Here is a 19,704-nt window from a genome sequence, read left to right on the forward strand (position 1 = left end):
GGCGACCCGCCCCGGCGGGGCGTCCGGACCGCGTCACCCGATGAGCACGGGGTCTGCGTCCGCCGCGACGCAGGCCCCTGCTCATCTCGCGGCTCGAACCCGCGCGGCTTCAGAGCAGCTTCTCCAGGGTGATCGGCAGTTCGTACATGCGGCGACCGGTGGCGTGGTGGACGGCGTTGGCGATGGCGGCGGCCGCGCCCACCACGCCGATCTCACCCACTCCCTTGATCCCGATGGGGTTCACCACGTCGTCCCGCATCTCGATGGTGTCCACCACCACGTCCGGCGCGTCCGCGTTCACCGGCACCAGGTAGTCGGCGAGGCTGGCGTTGGCCCAGCGTCCCAGCCGCGGGTCCATCCGGGTGGCCTCCAGCAGCGCCTGGCCCAGCCCCCAGAGCATTCCGCCCATGAGCTGGCTGTGCGCCAGCTTGCGGTTGAGAACCCGTCCCGGTGCGAACACGCCGACCATCCGGCGTACCCGCACGACACCCAGGTCCGCGTCCACCGCCACCTCGGCCATCTGGGCCCCGAAGGTGTGGATGCCGTACCCGGCGTCCTGCGGCGGCGGGTTCCAGGTGCCGAGCACCTCCACGTCCGGCGTCATCGTGCGGTGCAGCAGGTCGGAGTACGTCTCGCCGACGTCGGGACGGTCCGACAGCACCATCTTGCCGTCGCGGACCTCCACCCTGGCCGGGTCGGCACCGTGCAGCGGTGAATGGTCGTCGCCGACGGCGCGCCGGATCAACTGGTCACGCAGCTCGCACGCCGTCACATGCACGGCGGAGCCCACCGCACTGGTGCCGGCCGACCCCACCGCGGCGGTGATGTTCGGCAGGTCGCTGCTGCCACCCACGAACCGCACCCGCTCGACCGGGAGGCCCAGCGCGTCGGCGGCGACCTGGGTCATCGCGGTGAAGACGCCGGTGCCGAACTCCGAGACCCCGGCCTCGATGACCGCCGTGCCGTCGTTGTAGATCCGAGCCCTCGCGCGCTGCGGGTTGATCGGTTGGGTCACCGGGTAGAGCGCGCTGGCCAAGCCGGTCCCGATCAGCCACTGCCCCTCGCGCCGGGACCCGGGCCGCGGGTCCCGGTCGTGCCAGCCGAACAGCTCGGCCGCCCGCTGGAGGCACTCCCGGAGCCCGCTGCTGGACCAGGGTTTCCCGCTCTCCGGGTCGGTGTCCGAGTAGTTGCGCATCCGCAACTCCAGCGGGTCGACCCCGACCCGCTCGGCCAGTTCGTCCATCGCGCACTCGAGCGCGAACATGCCGCTCGCCTCGCCGGGCGCCCGCATGAAGGTGGGGGTGATGGTGTTGCCCCGGACCAGGTGGTAGATGCCCTCGTAGTTGGGGTTGAGGTACGCCACCGCCGCGCTCTGCAACGACGGCTCGGCCCAGTCGTCGAATGGCGAGGTCAGGGAGATCTTGTGATGGCGTAGCGCGGTGATCCGTCCGTCGGCGCGGGCGCCGATGGTGATCCGCTGCTCCTGCTCCTCACGGTGCCCGCAGGAGGTGAACATCTGCTCCCGGGTGAGCACCAGCCGGACCGGCCGGCCCACGTGCCGGGCGGCCAGCGCGGCCAGCGTCGGGTGGTGCCAGACCATCGCCTTGGAGCCGAAACTGCCGCCCACGGCGTGACTGACGACCCGGATCGAGATCGGCGGCAGGCCGAGCAGTTCGGCGACGGTGAGCTGGACGGCGTTCGGTCCCTGCGTCGAGTCGTAGATGGTCAGCCGGTCGACGTCCTCCCAGATCGCGGTGCTGGCCGACATCTCGATCGGGTTGTGGTGGTTGGGCGCGAACCGGTAGGTGGCGTCGACGTGTACCTCCGCCTCGGCCAGGGCCTTCGCCACGTCACCGCGGGAGCCCTGCCCCGGCAGCAGGCCGCCGAAGATCCGCTCCGGCACGTATGCCCGGTCGCGGGCCTGATCGAGCAGGGTGGTCGCGGGCGTGGTCTCGTACTCGATGCGGATCAGGGTGCCGGCGTGGTCGGCGCGCTCGATGGTGTCGGCGACCACGATGGCGACCGGCTGGCCGCCGTAGTGGATGGTTTCGTCCTGCATCGGGAAGAACGTCTGGCCGGGCGCGGCGAGCCCGGCCAGCGACGGCAGCAGCCGCGGCACGTTGGCGACCCGCCCCAGGTTGCGGTGGGTGAGCACGGCCAGCACCCCGGTGGCGCGTTCCGCCGCGCTGGTGTCGATCGAGGTGATCCGCCCGCTGGCCACCTTCGCGTTCACCACTACCGCGTGGACCAGATTGGTCACCGGCACCTCGGCCGAGTACCGGGACTCGCCGCGTACTTTGTAGCGGCCGTCCACCCGGTTCAGGGTGGCGCCGATCGCCGGGCTCATGCCGATCCCTCCCGCTCCGCCATCTCGGTGAGGGCGCGGACGATCGTCCGCTTGCCCAGCTCGATCTTGAAGGCGTTCATCCCGTGCGGTGTCGCGCCCGCCATCTCCGCCTCGGCGGCCCTGGCGAAGGACTCGGTGGTCGCCGGGGCGCCGTCGAGTTCACGCTCGGCCGCGCGGGCCCGCCACGGCTTGGTCGCCAGCCCGCCGAGGGCCAGGCGGATCTCGGCGATCCGCCCGCCCACCACCGACATGGCCACCGCGACCGCGGCGAGCGCGAACTCGTACGACTCCCGGTCGCGGATCTTGATGTAGCGGGAGCGGGCCGCGACGGGGAGCGGTGGCAGGTCGATGCCGGTCACCAGCTCGCCGTGGGTCAGTGGGTGCTCCCGTTCCGGGGTCCGCCCCGGCAGCAGGTAGAAATCGTCGATCGGGATGCTGCGCTGCCCGGCCGGGCCCTCGGTCTGCACCACCGCGTCCAGCGCCATCAGGGCGACCCCCAGGTCGGACGGATGGGTGGCGATGCAGCACTCGCTCGTGCCGAGCACGGCGTGCCCCCGGTTGACTCCCTCCATGGCACTGCACCCCGTGCCGGGTGCGCGTTTGTTGCAGGACGCCTCGGTGTCGCGGAAGTATGAGCACCGAACCCGCTGCATGAGGTTGCCCGCGACGCTCGCCATGTGCCGCAGCTGCGGCGAGGCGCCCAGCAGCAGTGATTCGGTCACCATCGGATAGCGCCGGCGTACCGTCGGGTGCTCGGCCACGTCACTCATCCGGGCCAGCCCGCCGAGCCGCAGCCCGCCGCCGGGCAGCTCCTCGACCTGCTTCAACGGCAGGTCGTTGATGTCCACCAAGCGGCGGGGCTGTTCGACGTAGATGCGCAGCAGGTCGACCTGGGTGGTGCCGCCGGCCAGGAAGGCGCTGTCGGGGTCGGCGGCGACGGTGCCGATCGCGGTCCCGACGTCCGAGACCCGCGAATAGCTAATGGGACGCACGTTCGCCTCCCTGCTCGTCCCGGACCCGCCGGATCGCTCGGCGGATGTGTGGGTACGCGGCGCAGCGGCAGAGGTTTCCGCTCATCCATTCCTTGATCTCGTCGTCGTCACGGGCGTGTCCCTCGGTGAGCAGCGCGACGGCGGACATGATCTGGCCGGGGGTGCAGTAGCCGCACTGGAACGCGTCCGCGTCCAGGAACGCCTGCTGCATCGGGTGCAGCGTGTCGCCCTCGGCCAGGCCCTCGATCGTGGTGATCTCGCGGTTCTCGCAGCTGATCGCGAGGGTCAGACAGGCGAGCACCCGCCGCCGGTCCACCCAGACCGTGCAGGCGCCGCAGGCGCCCTGGTTGCAGCCCTTCTTGGTGCCGTGCAGGTCGAGCCGGTCGCGAAGCGCATCGAGCAGGCTGACCCGGGGCTCGATGAACATCCTCCGGGTGGTCCCGTTCACCCGCAGGCGGACCTCCACCTCGTCCGGACCTCGGACCACCGCGCTGTCCGGGGCCGGCGCGGTCTGGATCGCCTGGTGAGACTTCGCCAACTCGCACCCCCTAGTCGTCGGGCCGACCATATATTCCGAATCGTTACGTTTTGGCAGGCATGGCCGGACTTAACCCGTCTGGCGGTGAGAGCCCGGCGGCGCGCCGGGAGGTGGGACGGTGCGAATGCAGGACGCATTCGACGAACTGCACCGCCGCTGGCGGGCCGGCGAAGCGGTGGCCCTCGCCACGGTCGTGGCCACCTGGCGGTCGGCGCCCCAGCCACCCGGCGCCACGATGCTCGTCACCGCCGACGGCACGGTCACCGGCAGCGTCTCCGGCGGCTGCGTCGAGGCGGACCTCTACGAACGGGCGCGTGGCGTGCTCGGCAGCGGCCTGCCCGAGCTGGTCCGGTACGGCGTCAGCGACGACGACGCGTTCAACGTCGGCCTGACCTGCGGCGGAGTGCTGGAGGTGTTCGTCGAACGGATCGAGCCGGTCGGCTTTCCGCAGCTCGACGCGGTCGCCGTGGCCCGTCGGGCCGGGACGGCGGCGGCGGTCGTCACCTGCGTCGCGGCCGACTCCGGCGACCAGCCCGGCGGGGTCCCCGCCGACCCGGGCCGCCGGCTGGGCCGCCGGCTGGTGCTCGTGGGCGATCGGGTCCTCGGCTCGCTCGGCAGCGAACGGTTGGACGCCGCTGTCGCCGCCGACGCGCTCGGGCTGCTCGTCGCGGGCCGCAGCGGCATGCTCCGGTACGGCTACGACGGACAGCGCCGCGGCAGCGGCGTCAGCCTCTTCGTCGCGTCGTACACCACACCACCACGCATGATCGTCTTCGGTGCCATCGACTTCGCCGCGGCGGTCGCCCGCATCGGCTCGTTCCTCGGTTACCGGGTGACCGTCTGCGACGCCCGACCGGTGTTCGCCACCGCTCGGCGTCTCCCCGGCGCGGACGAGGTGGTCGTCGACTGGCCGCACCGCTACCTGCAGGCGCAGCTGGACGCGGGACGGGTCGACGGGCGGACGGTCGTCTGCGTGCTGACCCACGACCCGAAGTTCGACGTGCCGGTGCTCGCGTTGGCGCTGCGCCACCCGATGGCGTACGTCGGAGCGATGGGCTCCCGCCGTACACACGACGAGCGGCGCAAGCGCCTGCGCGAGGCGGGCGTGACGCCGAAGCAGCTGACCCGGCTCGCCTCGCCGATCGGGCTCGACCTGGGCGGGCGTACCCCCGAGGAGACCGCGGTGAGCGTGGCCGCGCAGATCGTCGCCGATCGTTGGCGTGGCAGCGGTCGACCGCTGGCCGAACTGGCCGGACCCATCCACCACCCGGGCTAAGGCCTGTTTCACAAGGCGCGGCAGAGCGAGCCGAGGCCCAGGCGGCGGTCCGACAACGCCGCCGGTCGTCGCCTGGGTCCGGCGCAGCCGGGCACGGTCTTATGAAACAGGCCTTAAGCCGGGTTGAACCTCACCGATCGCGTAGCGCTCGACGAGGTGCTCGCGGCCTGCCGGCGGCTCGTAGGGCTCCGGCCAGAACTCGGTGATGACGCTGATCCGGCCCGCCTCGTCCAGGTCGAAGAAGCTGACCGCCGGCTGCTCCTCGCCGTCGACGGTGACGGTGATCCAGCTGGCGGCCTGCCGGCCGGCCCCGGTCACCCGGGTCACCGACAGGTGCCAGCCGCCCGGGTACTCCCGGTTGAACTGGAGGAACGCCGCGCGGCCCCGGATCCGCTCCCGGGTCTGCGGCAGGTGGTAGACCATGTCGTCGGCGAGCAGCATGACCATCCGCGCCCAGTCCCGGCTCTCGCAGGCGTTCCAGTACGCCATTACCGTGTCTTCGACGTTCGCCACGGTGCGCACTGTGCCAGCCTGGTACGACAAGATCTCCCCAGGCGTGACGTCGCGCGCGGGTGACCGTCGCGTCGGACGGCGCGGCAGCGGGCGAGGACGAAAGGGACCGGAATGGGATACGCGATGGTGCTCGGCGAGGCGCTGGTCGACCTGATCGAGACCGAGTACGACGGGGCACCGGTCTTCCGGCAGGCGATCGGCGGCGGACCGCTGAACGTGGCGGTCGGGGTGGCCCGGCTCGGCGGTGCCGCGCAGTTCGTCGGGTCTCTCGGCGACGACGCCCTGGCCGGCCGCATCCGTGACTTCCTCGCCTCCGCCGGCGTCGGCCTCGACGGGGCGGTCACCGTGCCGGCGGCCACCGCGCTCGCGGTGATCACGCACGCCGGTGCGGAACCGGACTTCCGCTTCTACGGCGAGCCGCCGTCGTACGGTCTGCTCGCCGCCGACGACCTCGACGTCGCGGTGGTCGAGGGGGCGGACGTGCTCTACTGCGGCTCGGTCGTGCTGCTCCGTCCGACGGTGCTGGCCGCGGCGCGGCGTGCCTGGTCGCTCGCCACCGGCCTGCGGGTCTTCGACCCGAACGTCCGCCCGCGGCTGCTCGACGGTGAGGCCGCGCTCGCCGGCCTGCGTGAGGTGGTGGCCGAGTTCGCCGCCGGAGCGCACGTGGTCAAGCTGAGCGAGGCCGACGCCGCGCTGCTCTATCCCGGCGAGCCGGTCGAGGGCGTCGCCGCGTACCTGCGGGAACTCGGCGCCGCCACGGTGGTGGTGACCCTCGGGGCCGACGGCGCCGTACTCGCGGCCGCCGACGCGGACCCGGTCCGGGTACCGGCGCCAAAGGTCAATCCGGTGGACACGACAGGCGCGGGCGACTCGGTGATGGCCGCGATCATCGCCGACCTGCTGGTGGCCGGCGAGCCGGGGGAGCCGGCAGGCTGGATCGAGCGGGTTGCGTTCGCGCTGCGCGTCGCCGGCCTGGTCTGCGAGTCGCCCGGCGGCGCCACGTCGATGCCCACCCGCGCCGCCGTCCTGGCCCGCTTCGCGGACTGAGTCGCGCCCTGCTGCGGGCCGGTACGCGACCCGGTCGGGTACCGGCCGGCGGGATGCGAGCGCGACCCGGTGGGCGACGGGTTCAGGCGGTCGGGCTGGGGCGGGTCAGGGCCAGCACCGCGGTGAGGGAGAGCACGACGGCGCCCGCGACGACCGCGGCCATCGGTACCCCGCTGCCCTCGCCGCCGAGGCCGACCAGCGGGGCGGCGAGCGCCCCGGCCACCGACTGGACCGTTCCGAGCAGGGCCGCAGCGGTGCCGGCGTGGCGCGGATGGCGGTCCAGTCCGAGCGCGGTGCTGTTCGGCGTCACCATGCCCAGCGAGCCGACGAACACGAACAGGGAGGCCGCCACCGCCCACGCGCTGCCGACCGCCGCACCCGCGAGCAGTCCACCCGCGGCCGCCGTGCTGACCATCAGGGTGCGGGTGAGCAGTGTCCGCGGGTCCGAACGGTCGAGCAGCCGCGCGTTGGCCTGCCCCACGGCGACCAGGCCCAGCGCGTTGAGGCCGAAGATCAGGCTGAAGGTGGTGTCGGAGACACCGAAGACGTCCTGGAAGACGAAGGACGAACCGGAGATGTAGGCGTACAACCCGGCGAAGGCGAGGGCCTGGGTCAGCGCGTAGCCGAGGTAGACCCGGTCGGTGGTGAGCATCCGCATCGTCCGCACGGTGCTGACCAGCCCGGCGCCGTTGCGACGCTCGACCGGGAGGGTCTCGGGCAGCCGCCAGGCGACCGCCGCGGCGAGCAGCAGGCCGATCGCGGCGAGGGCGACGAAGACCGCACGCCACGAGCCGAACCGCAGCACCAGGCTGCCGATGCCGGGCGCGGCGACCGGAGCGACGCCGAAGATCAGTGTGAGCTGGGAGAAGTACTTCGCCGCGGCCCGACCGGAGTGCAGGTCACGGACCACCGCTCGCGCCACCACGACGCCCATCCCGCCGGCGAAGCCCTGGGCGAAGCGCGCCACCGCCAGCGCGGAGGCGTTCGGTGCGACCGCGCAGACCAGGGAGAGTACGGCGTACGCGAGCACGCCGGCGAGCACCAGCCGGCGCCGCCCCATCCGGTCGCTGAGCGGGCCGGTCACGAACTGCCCGACAGCCATTCCGACCAGGCAGGTGGTGAGCGAGAGTTGGATGTGCGCCTGGTCTGCCCCGAGGTCGCGAGCCATGGCGGGAAACGCCGGCAGGTACATGTCCAGCGACAGTGGCCCGAACGCGGTCAGCAGGCCGAGCAGCGCCACCAGACCGGGGCCGCCGCGCGCCGGTCCGGCGTTCGTGTCGCGGCCGCCTGACGGCGGCCGTACGGGTGTCTGGGCGGCCTGGACCATGGTTCTTCCCCCATCAAGACGATCTCGGCCGGTAACCTTAGCTCTGTAGTCAGAGGTATTTCTGCTGGGTAGGGTCATCTCGTGGGGAAGGTCATGTCGAGCGACAGCATGACGCGGCTGGGCGCGCTCGTGGGCGATCTGCACCGGCTGCTGCGTCGCTCGGCGACCCAGCGGGCGAACCGTCCCGAACTGCCCGACGCGCAGGCGGAACTGATGCTGCTGGTCCGGGCGAACCCGGGCGTGAGCGTCAAGGAGGCGGCCAGCCGGATGCGTACCGCGCCCAACACCGTCAGCACCCTGGTGCGCGATCTGGGCGCGGCCGGACTGGTGCGACGCGAGCGCGACCCGGTGGACGGCCGGGTGGCCCGGCTGCGGGTCACCGAGGCCGCGGAGCAGCGGATCGCCGACCACCACCGGCACCGGGTGGCCCTGCTCACCGACGCGCTGAACCGGCTCGACCCCGAGGCGCGAGAGGCACTGACCGCCGCCGTGCCGCACCTGGAGCGGCTCGCCGAGCTGCTCCGCGAACCCGGCTGAACACCGCGCCCGGGGGCACGGCCTCGTCGCGGGTTGATCGACTCGGGTTGCGTGGATGTCGGGGTGTCCAGCGCCCGTGGACGCCCCGACTTCAAGGAACCCGAGTCGTTCTTGAAGGGGGCGGGGGTGCACGCCGCTCAGGGGGCGGTGGCCTCTGAAGGGGGCGGGGGTGCACGCCGCTCAGGGGGCGGTGGCCTCCAGTTCGGCGTAGCCGCGACGGATCGCCGTCAGCGCGGCGTCGGGGCCGAACGGGGCGTCGGCGGCGAGCCGCTCCGGCGCGACGCCGGCTCGGTGCCCGGCCCGGGTCAGCCCGGCCAGCTCCGTCAGCTGCCGGTGCTGCGCCCGGACGAAGTCCACGTCCACCGGGCGGCCGTGCCCGGGAACCACGACCGTGGTCGCGGTGCAGCGCCGCAACAGGTCGGCCACGGCGTCCGGCCAGCGCAGCGGATACGCGTCCTCGAACGCGGGCGGCCCACTCTCCTCGATGAGGTCCCCGGCGATCAGCACGTCCGCGTCCGGCACGTGCACCACCAGATCGCCGTCGGTGTGCCCGGGTCCGGGATGGCGCAGCAGCACCGGCCGGCCGCCCACGTCCAGCAACGTCTCCGTGCGTACGGAGTGGGTCGGTGCCAGCAGCACGGTGGCGGCCAGCGCGGGGGCCAGTGCCGGCCAGCCGGCGGACACCTCGTCGTACGCCTCCCGGCGCAGCCGGTCCGGGTGCCCCCGCAACGCTGCGGTGACGCGCTCGTGTGCGTAGATCGGGCGGGGCGGCTGCCCGGCGATGACGGCGTTGCCGAAGCAGTGGTCGAAGTGGTGGTGGGTGTTCACCACCGTCCACGGGGCGGTGGTGACCGCTCGGGCGGCGGCGGCCAGCTCGGTGGCCTGTCCGGCGGTGGAGAGCGTGTCGACCAGCAGGGCGGCGCCGTCCCCGACGACCAGCGTGACGTTGACGTCGAGCAACGGCTCGTTGAACACGTGCACGCCGTTGGCGACCTCGACGAAACGGCCGGTCATGCGGTACGGGTGGCCCGCTCCACGAAGCGCCGGCGGTCCACGAGCATCCGCTCCACGCGCCCGTCGGCCACCGTCTCCGCGCCGTCGATCACGCGCACCTCGAACAACAGCCGTCGCCCGTCGACCTCGGCGAGCCGGGCCTGGGCGTGGACCGTTCTCCCGACCGCCGTGGCGGCCCGGTGGTCGAGCTCGATGCGGATCCCCACCGTGGTCATGCCGGGCGGCAGGCTCGCCGCGGTCGCGGCCACCGACGCCGCCTCGGCCAGCGCCACAACCCGGGGCGTGCCCAGGACCGGCACATCTCCCGAGCCGACCGCCTGCGCGGTGTCGGCGTCGGTGACGGTCAACTCCACCCGGGCGGTCAGCCCCGGCGTGAATCCGGGCTCGGGCTGTTCCTGCATGGCCAACAGCCTAGGCCCTGTCCTGCCGATCATCGGCGGCCCGCGACGGGCGGTGGACAGGCGCTCTTCACCGGCCCGCGCTCCGACAGTCCGACCGGCGGCCGGCGACGCGCTGGTGGCTGGCGTCGGTCGATGCCTCGCCCGCCGTTAACCTTGACCGCGATGGCCGTCGTGACTGACCCCCAGCCCCCCGCCCGGACCGACCCGCCCGCGCCGCCGGACGGCGGGCGTCGCCGCCTGGTCGCCATGACGATCTGGGGGGTGGCCTTCGTCGCCGCCTGGCTCCTCATCGGGCTGCCCACCGACCCCGCGTACGCGTTCCTCTGGATCTGGGCGGCCACCATCGCCTGGCACTCGTCCAGGCCCTGGCGCAGCCACCTGCGCTTCGCGCGCGACTGGGTGCCGGTGGTGCTGCTCTTCGCCGTGTACAACCTCTCCCGCGGCTTCGCCGACAACGGCGCGGTGCCGCACGCGTACGAGCTGGTCGCCGCCGACCGCTTCATGTTCGGCTGGGCGACGGGCGGGCAGGTGCCCACCGTCTGGCTCCAGCAGCACCTGTACCGGCCCGAGGTGCAGTGGTGGGACGTGGCGGCCAGCTGGATCTACTTCTCGCACTTCGTGGTCACGCTCACCGCCGCCGCTGTGCTGTGGCTGCGTAACCGGTCGCGCTGGGGGGCGTACATGCGGCGATGGGGCTTCCTCTGCGCCGCCGGTCTGGTCACCTACTTCCTCTACCCGGCCGCCCCGCCCTGGTGGGCCGCCCAGAACGGCCTGATCGAGGAGGTGGCCCGCATCTCCACCCGGGGGTGGAAGGAGTTCGGCATGCACGGCGCCGGCAACCTGCTCAACGCCGGTCAGATCGCCTCGAATCCGGTGGCCGCGATGCCGTCGCTGCACACCGCCTGGGCGCTCTTCGTGGTGCTGTTCTTCCTGACGGCCACCCGTAAGCGCTGGTGGCCGCTGCTGCTGGCCTACCCGCTGGCGATGACCTTCACCCTGGTCTACTCGGGCGAGCACTACGTGATCGACGTGCTGGTCGGCTGGACGTACGTCGGAGTGACCTTCCTCGTCGTCGGCCTGGCCGAGCGGTGGTGGGCCGCCCACCGTGCCCGCCGAGGCCCGGCCGGCACCGCGGCGGCGAGCAGTGACCCGCTGCCGACCGGTGACGGCGCGACGGCCGTGGCGGCGCCGGCCGCGCCCGAGGACGCCGCATCGGCCGCCGATCCGGCGGGGGTACGAGCCACCGGCTGAGCCGGCCGAGGTCAGCCGGACCGGCGCGTGGCGTGCGTCCGTGCGGACAACTCCGCGGCCAGCACCCACGCCTCGTCGACGTCGCGGGACTCGGCCGCCGCGCCCGAGCCACCCGCGGTGTCCGCGTGCACGGTGGCGAGCCGCAGCCAGCGCTGCAACGGCCCCTGTACCACCCGGACGCTCTGGATCCGGGCGTACGGCACGACGGTCAACTGCCGGGTGAGCAGCCCGGAGCGGACCGCCACGACCTGCTCGTGCAGCCCGGCGCCGAGGGCGTTGCGCCCGAGCGGGTGCAGCCAGCGCGCCCGGGGTGGCGGCGGGGTGAGCGGCAGCCCGGTCAGCCGTACCCCCGGCAGTACCTCCGCCACGATCAGCTCGGCGGTCGGTAGGTCCCCGACCGGCAGCAGCCGGTCCGGCCGGTTCCGCTCGTCGCCCTCACCGACCGAGTAGCCGGCCACCTCCAGCCGCAGCCGCAGCCAGCCCTTCATCCGCCACAGCAGCGGCCAGGTGGCCCGTACGGTCTGCACGCGGTGCAGTGGAACGGTCTGCGCCCGGGTCTCCAGCAGACCGTTGCGGACGCGCAGCGTCCCGTCGTCCCGCGCGAGCCGGAAGTTCCAGTCGTCGAGGACCCGCCGGACGGGTTGCAGCACCACCCCGGCCATCGCCGTGAGCGTGCTCGCCACCGCGATGAACGACCACGAGTCCTCGGAGAGGAACTGCGCCACCACGAACGCCAGACCGAGCGGTAGCAGGAACGCCTGCGGCGTGAGCAGCTGGCTGACCAGGAGGTCCTGGTTGCCTACCGTGTGCAGCGCCCGGCCGGGCGGCACCGCCACCGGGGCGGCCGGTTGGCCCGCCGCTGCCGGCACCGTCGCGCCGGCTGCCGGTGCGGCCGCGGGCTGCCCGGCCCGGTCGGCGAGGGCCAGCAGCCGTCCGCGCAGCGCGGCCGCGTCGGCCACCGTGAGGTACGCGAGGGGCGCCTCGGTCTTGCCGCCGCCCACCACCTCGAGGCGCAGCTCGGCCAGGCCGGTGAGTTGGGCGAGCAGTGGCCGGACCACCTCCACGGCCTGCAACCGCTCCAGCGGGATGGCGCGGGTACGTCGCCAGAGCAGCCCCTCGTACACCCGCAGTTCCCGGCCGACCACGTGGTAGCCGGTGTTGTACCAGCTGATGATCGAGATCACGGTCGCCCCGAGGGCCAGCGCCACCACCATTGCGGCGAACCAGCCGAAGCCCACCCGGGACAGGGTCGACCAGGAGAGGCCGGCGATCACCACGACCAGCGACTTGGCGCCGTGCAGGGCCGGGCTCAGCGGATGCAGCCGCTTTCGCGGTTCCACCGGATCCGGCCAGGCCGGCGGGCCGGGCCGGACGTACATGCCGGGCCCGACCGGCTGCGGCGGGCCGCCGTACGGTGCCGCAGGCCAGGGCGTACCGGGGTACGGCCCGGGGTGCGGCGGCCCACCTGGGTGGGGCGCGGTGTACGGCCCGCCGGGGTACGGCGCGGCGTGCGGCGGTCCGCCCGGGTACGCCGGTGGACCCGGGTACGGCATCGGCGCGCCGGGGTACGCCGGATTGACCGGGAACGGCGGGCCGCCGGGGTGCGGCGGTGGAACCGGCGCCGGGGCGGCAGCGGGTGCTCCGGGAGCGGGGGGCGGCTCAGGCGGCGCCGGCGTGCCGGCGGGCGTCGGCTCGGGCGACTGGGCCGGCGGGCGGGCAGCCGGCTCGGCCGGGCCCTCGCTCATCGAGCCGACTCCGTGCGCACCGGCGACGAGCCGCAACGGACGGTCACAGCCCCTCCGCCCGGTCCTCGCCCAGCGCGGTGAGCCGGTCGCGCAACCGGGATGCCTCGGCCGGCCGCAGCCCCGGCACCCGGGCGTCGCTCGCCGCCGCGGCGGTGTGCAACTGGACGGTGGCGAGGTCGAAGGCGCGCTCCAGCGGGCCGGCGCTGACGTCGACGAACTGCATCCGGGCGTACGGCACGATGGACAATCGCCGGACCAGCAGCCCGTGCCGGACCAGCAGATCGTCGGCACGCTCCGCGTAGCCCCAGGCGTGGACCGCGCGGACGATCGAGACGGCACGTCCCGCGCCCAGCAGCAGGACGACGGCGAGGCCCAGCCCGAACAGCCAGTGACCGTTGAGAACCCAGCCGATCACCACTCCCAGCAGGACGACCGCCAGTACGGCGGCGAGCCTGAGCAACTCGACCCAGATCAGGTCCCGGGAGATCGGCCGCCAGCGGACGGTCTCCGGCCAGGGCTCCAGGGGCCCGGCCGGCGGCGGGCCCGGCACGGACGGGGACGGGAAGGGGCCCGGCACGGACGGCGGACCGGCCGCGGCCGGTGGCTGGTGGGACTCCGCGGCGCTCACCGGGGCGTTCCGTTCTGCGCGCTCACGCTTCGAGCGTAGGCGATCCGGCCAGTGGTGCGACCGCACGCAGGAAGCCGCGTGCGTCGAGGAAGTCGCCGAGTGTCTCGCGGTGTGCCGGACAGGCGAGCCAGGTCTTGCGCCGGTCGGGGTCGTGCAGCCGAGGGTTGTTCCACCGCAGCGCCCAGGTCGCGGGCGCCTGGCACCCCTTTGCCGAGCAGATCAGCGGCTCGTCGGCGGGGGAGGGAATGCTCATCCGGGCCAGTCTAGGCCAGCGGGAGGGAGAGGAGATGAGCGCCGGGCGGCCACGGGGGGAGCCGCCCGGCGACGGGTGAATCGTACACGCGCAAGTGCCGTTCCTGTCCACCCCGAACGTGGCGATCCGGCCGGTCGGGACGGCGCGGCGGAAATCGCCTTCTCCCCACCTCGGTACTCAGCCAGGCATGCGAGTCTTGATACGCACCACGCCGCGACAACCGATCATGCTGTGGAGGACCGGTGGCCCAGCCGACCACGCCCGACGCCCCGACGCCGAACGGGACAGCACCCCCGACGCCCCCGACGGTGACCACCCCCGCCGAGGACGCGACCCTGCTGGAACGGGCGCTGTTCGAGATCAAGAGGGTGATCGTCGGGCAGGACCGGATGGTGGAGCGGATGGTCGTCGCGCTCCTCGCCCGCGGTCACTGCCTGCTCGAAGGGGTGCCCGGGGTGGCCAAGACCCTCGCCGTCGAGACTCTCGCCAAGGTCGTCGGCGGCTCGTTCGCGCGGGTGCAGTTCACCCCCGACCTGGTGCCGGCAGACATCATGGGCACCCGCATCTACCGGCAGTCGAGCGAGAAGTTCGACATCGAACTGGGCCCGGTCTTCGTCAACTTCCTGCTCGCCGACGAGATCAACCGAGCGCCGGCCAAGGTGCAGTCGGCGCTGCTCGAGGTGATGAGCGAGCGGCAGGTCTCGATCGGCGGGGAGACCCACCGGGTGCCGGACCCGTTCCTGGTGATGGCCACCCAGAACCCGATCGAGCAGGAGGGTGTCTACCCGCTGCCGGAGGCGCAGCGGGACCGCTTCCTCATGAAGATCGTCGTTGGCTATCCGACCGACGCCGAGGAACGGGAGATCGTCTACCGGATGGGGGTGGCCGCCCCCGAACCGGCACCCGTGTTCAGCGCCACCGACCTCGTGGCGCTGCAACGCAAGGCCGACCAGGTCTTCGTGCACAACGCCCTGGTCGACTACGCGGTCCGGCTGGTGCTCGCCACCCGTGCCCCGGCCGAGCACGGCATGCCGGACGTCGCGCAGCTCATCCAGTACGGGGCCAGCCCCCGTGCCTCGCTCGGGCTGGTCCGGGCCACCCGGGCGTTGGCGCTGCTCCGCGGTCGGGACTACGCGCTTCCCCAGGACGTGCAGGACATCGCACCGGACATCCTGCGCCACCGGCTGGTGCTCAGCTACGACGCGCTCGCCGACGACGTACCGGCCGACCACATCGTCCACCGCGTGATGTCCACGATCCCGCTGCCCTCGGTCGCGCCGAGACAGCAGGCGACACCGGCGCCCATCGTGCCGCCGCCGGGGGCCGGCTGGCCCGGGCAGCGCCCATGACCTCAGCCACCCCTCGCCCGGCCCCCGCAGACCGCTCCGAGGCCGTCCTCGCCCGCCTCCAACTGCTGGTCACCCGCAAGCTGGACGGGCTGCTCCAGGGCGACTACGTCGGACTGCTGCCCGGCCCGGGCAGCGAGGCGGGGGAGTCCCGCGAGTACCGCCCCGGCGACGACGTACGCCGGATGGACTGGCCGGTGACCGCGCGCACCACCACACCGCACGTCCGGCGGACGGTCGCCGACCGGGAGTTGGAGACGTGGCTGGCGGTGGACCTGTCCGCGAGCCTCGACTTCGGCACCGGGCGGTGGCTCAAACGGGAGGTGGTGGTCGCGGCAGTGGCCGCGATCACCCACCTGACCGTGCGCGGGGGCAACCGGGTCGGCGCGGTGATCGGCACCGGCGCCGGCGTACCGCCCGCCGGTCGCCGTCGCACCGTCGCGCCGGCCGCCGCGCCCGGGACGCTGACCCGGTTGCCCGCCCGCTCGGGGCGCCGGGAGGCCCAGGGCCTGCTCCGCGCCGTCGCCGGCACCGAGCTGCGGCCCGGCCGCAGCGATCTGGGTGCCCTGATCGACATGCTGAACCGGCCGCCCCGCCGGCGCGGTCTGGTCGTGGTCGTGTCCGATTTCCTCGCCCCGCCCGCGCAGTGGGCCCGGCCGCTGCGGAAGCTCCGGGTACGCCACGACCTGCTGGCCGTCGAGGTGGTCGACCCGCGGGAGCTGGAACTGCCCGACGTGGGTGTGCTGCCCGTGGTCGACCCGGAGACCGGCGAGCTGCACGAGGTGCAGACCGCCGACCCGCGACTGCGTCACCGCTACGCCGAGGCGGCTGCCGCCCAGCGGGCGGAGATCTCCGCCGCGCTGCGGGCCGCCGGGGCCGGGCACCTGCGCCTGCGTACCGACCGAGACTGGCTGCTGGACATGGTGCGCTTCGTGGCCGCGCAGCGGCACACCCGCACCCGAGGGACGACACGATGATCCGTTTCATGCAACCGTGGTGGCTGCTGGCCGTGCTGCCGGTGCTCGCCCTCGCCGCCCTGTACGTCTGGCGGCAGTTGAACCGCCGGGCGTACGCGATGCGCTTCACCAACGTGGAGCTGCTGCGCACCCTGGCCCCGAAGGGTCTCGGCTGGCGGCGGCACGCGCCGGCCACCGCCTTCCTGCTCTGCCTGCTCGTGCTCGCCACCGCGCTGGCCCGCCCGGCGGTGGACACCAAGGAACCGCTGGAACGGGCCACCGTCATGCTCGCCATCGACGTGTCGCTGTCGATGCAGGCCGACGACGTCGCGCCGAACCGGCTGGAGGCCGCCCAGGAGGCGGCCAAGCAGTTCGTGGACGAGCTGCCGGAGAGCTACAACCTGGGTCTCGTCTCGTTCGCGAAGTCGGCGAACGTGCTGGTGCCGCCGACCAAGGACCGGGGCGCGGTGACCAGCGCGATCGACGGGCTGGTGTTGGCCGAGGCGACGGCGACCGGGGAGGCCGTCTTCACCTGCCTGGAGGCGATCCGGTCGGTGCCCGCCGACGGGGCCGCCGGGATTCCGCCGGCCAGGATCGTGCTGCTCTCCGACGGCTACCGCACCGCGGGCCGCGCCGTGGAGGAGGCGGGCGCGGCCGCCCAGGCGGCCAACGTGCCGGTCTCCACCATCGCGTTCGGCACGGACGGCGGTCAGGTGGACATCGGCGGGCAGCTGCAACGGGTGCCGGTGGACCGGATGGCCCTGGCGGAGCTGGCCGAGACGACCGAGGGCTACTTCTACGAGGCGGCCTCGGTGACCGAGCTCAAGCAGGTCTATCAGGACATGGGCAGCTCGATCGGGTTCCGGACGGAGCCGCGGGAGATCACCCAGTGGTACGCGGGGATCGCGCTGCTGCTCGCGCTCTGCGCCGGGGCGCTGAGCCTGCTCTGGTCGTCCCGGATGCTGTGACGGCCGGCCGCCCTCGCGGTCGGCCGGGACGGGTACGTCTCGGTCGGCCCCGAGGGCGGCGGGTCGGTGATCGGTGCGCGACCGGCCCGGGTACGACGGCGTCAGTGCCCGGCGAGGACGAAGAGGACCGCCACCCAGACGGCGGCGAGGGTGAACCCCAGCGGGGCGACGTAGCGGCTCATGGACGGCTCCGAGTGGCGACTGGACAGCCTCGGGCGCACCGGGGCCGTCGAGTGGATCAGGACGCACACACGAACTCGTGACCGGGATGCTCCCCGTTACGCCCAGCGAGCGGGCGGCGCGCGGCATCGCCCCGACCGGAGTCGGGAGCTTGACGTGCGGGAGCGGAGCTGGGTCAGCTCACCTGCTGCAGCCGTGGCTCAGCGGGGCTGACGATGGGCCCGGCCACGACTAGGAGGATCGCTATCTCGCACAGCGATCACCTCCTGCGTTCGGCGGGGCTCGGAACGATGAACATCGTATACCCGGCGGGAGGGACGTTCGCATTCGGCCGGTCCGTCGGGACGAGGCGCCGCGGCGGGTCGTTCCGGGCGTCGACGCACGAGCGTCGCCAGCACCAGCGCGAGCAGCGGCAGCCAGCACGCGCGGGCCAGCAACCAGCGCGGGCCGTCGGGTGCGGTGTGCAGTCCGGGCAGCGGCCCGCCGGCGAGCGCGGTGAGTGCGGTGAGGCCGACCAGTACGGGCTGGTGGCAGAGGTAGATCCGCAGCGCGTACCGGTTCACGGTGTCCACCGCCCCGGCGGGTACCGGCCGGCGGCCGAGTCGTAGCAGTGCCGGGCGGGCGAGCAACCCCAGGCCGATCTGGGTGACCGCCAGTGCGACCGCGAAAAGCGACGGGGGGTTCAGGTTCGACATCGCCGCCCCGGGCACCCCGACGGCACTGGCCGGGTAGCCGGCCGGGATCAGGGCGGCGAGCGTCGCCGCGCCGCCGACCGCCAGCGCGGCGGCCGGTCTGCGCCCCGTGAGCCGTCCGTCGGCGTACGCCAGGCCGAGCAGGTAGGGCACCGCCCAGGCGGCCAGCAGGCGGATCGGCAGCACCGCGTCGACCGCCGGTAGCAGCCGGTCGGCCAAATCGGCGCCGGCCACCGCTGCGACCGCCGGCGCGGCGCACCACCACGGCCCCCACCGGCGTACGGCCGCCCGGAGCGGGCCGGTCAGCGCCACCAGGGCGCAGAGCGGCAGCAGGAACCACAGCGGACTCACCGCGAGGGTCAGCGCGACGGAGAGCGTGCCGTCCGGGGCGCCGGCCACGGTCGCCGCCAGCAGCACCGCGGCACCGCTGCCGAGCAGCGCGACCGCGGGTAGCACCAGCCGGCGCAGGCGGCGGGCGAGCCAGCGAGCCTGGCCGCCCCGGTACCGCGCGGCCGAGCGGGCCGAGGCGTACCCGGCGGTGAAGTAGAACAACCCCAGGGTCTGCAGCACCCAGGTGACCGGGGCCAGGGCCGGCATCGCGGTGAGCGGGCTGGCCTGTTCGAGCGAGCCGTCCTGGGCGAGCACCAGGCCGGTCACCAGCCAGTGCCCGAGCACCACCGTGGCCACCGCGTACCCGCGCAACGCGTCGACCGGCCAGTCCCGCGTCACCGGGCCGCCCCCGTCGTGGTGGCGGCGACGCGTACCGCGGCCGGCGCCTCGGCGGCGCCGGTGAGCACGACCGACGCCACGGCGGCCAGGGTGCTGGTGCCCGGGACGAGGTAGCCGTCGTGCCCGTGCACGTCGGCGGCCGGCAGGGCGCGGGCGCCGAAGTCCGGGTCGGCCGGCCGGCGGCCGTGTCCGAGGCCGGGCAGCCGCACCGGCGGCACCCGGCGGATCCAGTCGTCCGGCGCCTCCGCCGCCCAGATCCGCCGCGCCGGGCCGAGCGCGGCGGCCCGGTCCGCGCCGGTCCCGATCCCGCCGAGGGTAACCACGTCGGTGAGCTGCGGCGGCGCGTGGTGAGCGGCCAGCCCGGCGACCAGCGCGCCGTAACTGTGCCCGACCACGGTCACCGTGGCCGACGGACGGTGCGCGGCCAGTTCGCGCAGCGTCGTGCGCAGTGCGGCGGCGCCGCGGTGCGCGGGGGCCGGGCCGGCGGCGGCGACAACGCCGTCCGGCGGGTCGTAGCCGAGCCAGGCCAGCACCGCGACCCGAGCGTCCGGCTCCGCCGCCCGCAACGCCGAGTGGAGCGCGGCGGCCTGTACGGCCGGTGCGCGTCGGGCCACCCCGCCCAGCCCCCGGTCGAAGTCGCGCAGCGTCGTGCCCACCCCGGGCACCAGCACCACGATGCGGTCCGCCGTGGCCAGGTCGCCGAGGACCTCCACGGCACGACCGTCGCCGCGCCTGTCGAACAGCAGGAACCGCCGCCCCTGGGCCGCCCAGTCGGCGTACGGCGCCCCTGCGGCGCGCATCGCCGCCGCGGTGACCGGGTACGCCTCGACGAACCCGGCCGCCGTGCCGGGCTCCGGCCGACCGACCACCAGCCCGGTGCTCAACAGGACGGCCAGCGCGGCTCGGGTGGGGACTGTCCAACGCATCTCGTTCTCCCTTCCGGATCTCGGTTGGGAGAGTGCGT

20 protein-coding genes are annotated in these 19,704 nt (G+C 73.9%); 7 read left to right on the forward strand and 13 right to left on the reverse strand.

The window, feature by feature from the left end:
* Window positions 1-109 precede the first annotated feature (109 nt).
* Genes AB0F98_RS15035 through AB0F98_RS15045 form a run of 3 tightly spaced genes read right to left on the reverse strand, consistent with a single transcriptional unit; the run spans window position 110 to window position 3,805 of the window.
* Complete coding sequence (locus AB0F98_RS15035; RefSeq protein ID WP_357734480.1) at window positions 110-2,347, reverse strand: xanthine dehydrogenase family protein molybdopterin-binding subunit; 2,238 nt, start codon at window positions 2,345-2,347, stop codon at window positions 110-112.
* Window positions 2,344-3,339 carry a xanthine dehydrogenase family protein subunit M gene (locus AB0F98_RS15040; RefSeq protein ID WP_357734483.1) on the reverse strand — a complete coding sequence of 332 codons (996 nt, stop codon included), beginning with the start codon at window positions 3,337-3,339 and terminating at the stop codon, window positions 2,344-2,346. The genes AB0F98_RS15035 and AB0F98_RS15040 overlap by 4 nt, the downstream gene beginning before the upstream one ends.
* Window positions 3,326-3,805 carry a (2Fe-2S)-binding protein gene (locus AB0F98_RS15045; RefSeq protein ID WP_281251414.1) on the reverse strand — a complete coding sequence of 160 codons (480 nt, stop codon included), beginning with the start codon at window positions 3,803-3,805 and terminating at the stop codon, window positions 3,326-3,328. The genes AB0F98_RS15040 and AB0F98_RS15045 overlap by 14 nt, the downstream gene beginning before the upstream one ends.
* A 196-nt stretch (window positions 3,806-4,001) precedes the next feature.
* Between AB0F98_RS15045 and AB0F98_RS15050 the strand changes: the two genes are divergently transcribed.
* Window positions 4,002-5,153, forward strand: coding sequence for an XdhC family protein (locus tag AB0F98_RS15050; RefSeq protein WP_357734486.1), 1,152 nt, complete (start codon window positions 4,002-4,004; stop codon window positions 5,151-5,153).
* Between the two features lie 99 nt (window positions 5,154-5,252).
* Here the strand turns inward: AB0F98_RS15050 and AB0F98_RS15055 are convergent, their stop codons facing one another.
* Entirely contained in the window at window positions 5,253-5,666 is a 414-nt protein-coding gene (locus AB0F98_RS15055; protein ID WP_357734489.1) for a nuclear transport factor 2 family protein, read from the reverse strand.
* A gap of 111 nt (window positions 5,667-5,777) precedes the next feature.
* Between AB0F98_RS15055 and AB0F98_RS15060 the strand changes: the two genes are divergently transcribed.
* Window positions 5,778-6,713, forward strand: a complete 936-nt coding sequence (locus AB0F98_RS15060; protein ID WP_357734492.1) for a carbohydrate kinase — start codon at window positions 5,778-5,780, stop codon at window positions 6,711-6,713.
* Between the two features lie 82 nt (window positions 6,714-6,795).
* Here AB0F98_RS15060 and AB0F98_RS15065 read toward each other — a convergent pair whose 3' ends face one another.
* The gene (locus tag AB0F98_RS15065) at window positions 6,796-8,040 is read right to left on the reverse strand and encodes a multidrug effflux MFS transporter (protein ID WP_357734496.1); all 1,245 of its coding nucleotides are present in this window, start codon (window positions 8,038-8,040) and stop codon (window positions 6,796-6,798) included.
* Window positions 8,041-8,133: 93 nt separating this feature from the next.
* On the opposite strand from AB0F98_RS15065, the gene AB0F98_RS15070 reads away from it, so the two are divergent.
* Complete coding sequence (locus tag AB0F98_RS15070; RefSeq protein WP_357734761.1) at window positions 8,134-8,577, forward strand: MarR family transcriptional regulator; 444 nt, start codon at window positions 8,134-8,136, stop codon at window positions 8,575-8,577.
* A 180-nt stretch (window positions 8,578-8,757) separates the two neighbouring features.
* On the opposite strand, the gene AB0F98_RS15075 is transcribed toward AB0F98_RS15070, so the two are convergent.
* Entirely contained in the window at window positions 8,758-9,591 is an 834-nt protein-coding gene (locus AB0F98_RS15075; RefSeq protein ID WP_357734499.1) for an MBL fold metallo-hydrolase, read from the reverse strand.
* A complete protein-coding gene (locus tag AB0F98_RS15080; RefSeq protein WP_357734502.1) occupies window positions 9,588-9,992 on the reverse strand; it encodes a hotdog domain-containing protein in 405 nt (134 codons plus the stop codon). Before AB0F98_RS15080 ends, AB0F98_RS15075 begins: the two co-directional genes overlap by 4 nt.
* A gap of 162 nt (window positions 9,993-10,154) precedes the next feature.
* On the opposite strand from AB0F98_RS15080, the gene AB0F98_RS15085 reads away from it, so the two are divergent.
* Window positions 10,155-11,243, forward strand: coding sequence for a phosphatase PAP2 family protein (locus AB0F98_RS15085; protein WP_357734505.1), 1,089 nt, complete (start codon window positions 10,155-10,157; stop codon window positions 11,241-11,243).
* Between the two features lie 11 nt (window positions 11,244-11,254).
* Here the strand turns inward: AB0F98_RS15085 and AB0F98_RS15090 are convergent, their stop codons facing one another.
* The 3 genes from AB0F98_RS15090 to AB0F98_RS15100 all read right to left on the reverse strand — a co-directional run bounded on the left by AB0F98_RS15090 (window position 11,255) and on the right by AB0F98_RS15100 (window position 13,869).
* A complete protein-coding gene (locus AB0F98_RS15090) occupies window positions 11,255-12,622 on the reverse strand; it encodes a PH domain-containing protein (RefSeq protein ID WP_357734764.1) in 1,368 nt (455 codons plus the stop codon).
* Between the two features lie 409 nt (window positions 12,623-13,031).
* Complete coding sequence (locus tag AB0F98_RS15095; protein WP_357734767.1) at window positions 13,032-13,565, reverse strand: PH domain-containing protein; 534 nt, start codon at window positions 13,563-13,565, stop codon at window positions 13,032-13,034.
* 73 nt (window positions 13,566-13,638) lie between these two features.
* Complete coding sequence (locus AB0F98_RS15100) at window positions 13,639-13,869, reverse strand: hypothetical protein (protein ID WP_350792650.1); 231 nt, start codon at window positions 13,867-13,869, stop codon at window positions 13,639-13,641.
* 242 nt (window positions 13,870-14,111) lie between these two features.
* Here AB0F98_RS15100 and AB0F98_RS15105 point away from each other — a divergent pair, with 242 nt between their 5' ends.
* From AB0F98_RS15105 to AB0F98_RS15115, 3 genes are read left to right on the forward strand one after another with little or no spacing between them, the layout of a single operon-like run.
* A complete protein-coding gene (locus AB0F98_RS15105; protein WP_357734508.1) occupies window positions 14,112-15,218 on the forward strand; it encodes a MoxR family ATPase in 1,107 nt (368 codons plus the stop codon).
* Window positions 15,215-16,192 carry a DUF58 domain-containing protein gene (locus AB0F98_RS15110; RefSeq protein WP_357734511.1) on the forward strand — a complete coding sequence of 326 codons (978 nt, stop codon included), beginning with the start codon at window positions 15,215-15,217 and terminating at the stop codon, window positions 16,190-16,192. The genes AB0F98_RS15105 and AB0F98_RS15110 overlap by 4 nt, the downstream gene beginning before the upstream one ends.
* On the forward strand, window positions 16,189-17,139 hold the full coding sequence (locus AB0F98_RS15115) for a VWA domain-containing protein (protein ID WP_357734514.1): 951 nt from the start codon (window positions 16,189-16,191) through the stop codon (window positions 17,137-17,139). Before AB0F98_RS15110 ends, AB0F98_RS15115 begins: the two co-directional genes overlap by 4 nt.
* A gap of 101 nt (window positions 17,140-17,240) precedes the next feature.
* Here the strand turns inward: AB0F98_RS15115 and AB0F98_RS15120 are convergent, their stop codons facing one another.
* The 3 genes from AB0F98_RS15120 to AB0F98_RS15130 form a co-directional block, all read right to left on the reverse strand.
* Complete coding sequence (locus AB0F98_RS15120; protein WP_357734517.1) at window positions 17,241-17,390, reverse strand: hypothetical protein; 150 nt, start codon at window positions 17,388-17,390, stop codon at window positions 17,241-17,243.
* Between the two features lie 129 nt (window positions 17,391-17,519).
* Window positions 17,520-18,740 (reverse strand): acyltransferase, encoded by a 1,221-nt coding sequence (locus AB0F98_RS15125; RefSeq protein ID WP_357734519.1) that lies wholly within the window; start codon window positions 18,738-18,740, stop codon window positions 17,520-17,522.
* Entirely contained in the window at window positions 18,737-19,666 is a 930-nt protein-coding gene (locus tag AB0F98_RS15130) for an alpha/beta hydrolase (RefSeq protein WP_357734522.1), read from the reverse strand. Before AB0F98_RS15130 ends, AB0F98_RS15125 begins: the two co-directional genes overlap by 4 nt.
* Between the last annotated feature and the right edge of the window lie 38 nt (window positions 19,667-19,704).

Source organism: Micromonospora sp. NPDC023737 (genome assembly GCF_040639715.1).
Taxonomy (GTDB): domain Bacteria; phylum Actinomycetota; class Actinomycetes; order Mycobacteriales; family Micromonosporaceae; genus Micromonospora.

Coding starts and splice junctions, on each gene's coding strand:
- AB0F98_RS15100 (WP_350792650.1), bottom strand. CDS start 13,869: ATGAGCATTCCCTCCCCCGCCGACGAGCCGCTGATCTGCTCGGCAAAG.
- AB0F98_RS15070 (WP_357734761.1), top strand. CDS start 8,134: ATGTCGAGCGACAGCATGACGCGGCTGGGCGCGCTCGTGGGCGATCTG.
- AB0F98_RS15060 (WP_357734492.1), top strand. CDS start 5,778: ATGGGATACGCGATGGTGCTCGGCGAGGCGCTGGTCGACCTGATCGAG.
- AB0F98_RS15035 (WP_357734480.1), bottom strand. CDS start 2,347: ATGAGCCCGGCGATCGGCGCCACCCTGAACCGGGTGGACGGCCGCTAC.
- AB0F98_RS15075 (WP_357734499.1), bottom strand. CDS start 9,591: ATGACCGGCCGTTTCGTCGAGGTCGCCAACGGCGTGCACGTGTTCAAC.
- AB0F98_RS15110 (WP_357734511.1), top strand. CDS start 15,215: ATGACCTCAGCCACCCCTCGCCCGGCCCCCGCAGACCGCTCCGAGGCC.
- AB0F98_RS15050 (WP_357734486.1), top strand. CDS start 4,002: ATGCAGGACGCATTCGACGAACTGCACCGCCGCTGGCGGGCCGGCGAA.
- AB0F98_RS15085 (WP_357734505.1), top strand. CDS start 10,155: ATGGCCGTCGTGACTGACCCCCAGCCCCCCGCCCGGACCGACCCGCCC.
- AB0F98_RS15065 (WP_357734496.1), bottom strand. CDS start 8,040: ATGGTCCAGGCCGCCCAGACACCCGTACGGCCGCCGTCAGGCGGCCGC.
- AB0F98_RS15130 (WP_357734522.1), bottom strand. CDS start 19,666: ATGCGTTGGACAGTCCCCACCCGAGCCGCGCTGGCCGTCCTGTTGAGC.
- AB0F98_RS15090 (WP_357734764.1), bottom strand. CDS start 12,622: ATGTACGTCCGGCCCGGCCCGCCGGCCTGGCCGGATCCGGTGGAACCG.
- AB0F98_RS15080 (WP_357734502.1), bottom strand. CDS start 9,992: ATGCAGGAACAGCCCGAGCCCGGATTCACGCCGGGGCTGACCGCCCGG.
- AB0F98_RS15115 (WP_357734514.1), top strand. CDS start 16,189: ATGATCCGTTTCATGCAACCGTGGTGGCTGCTGGCCGTGCTGCCGGTG.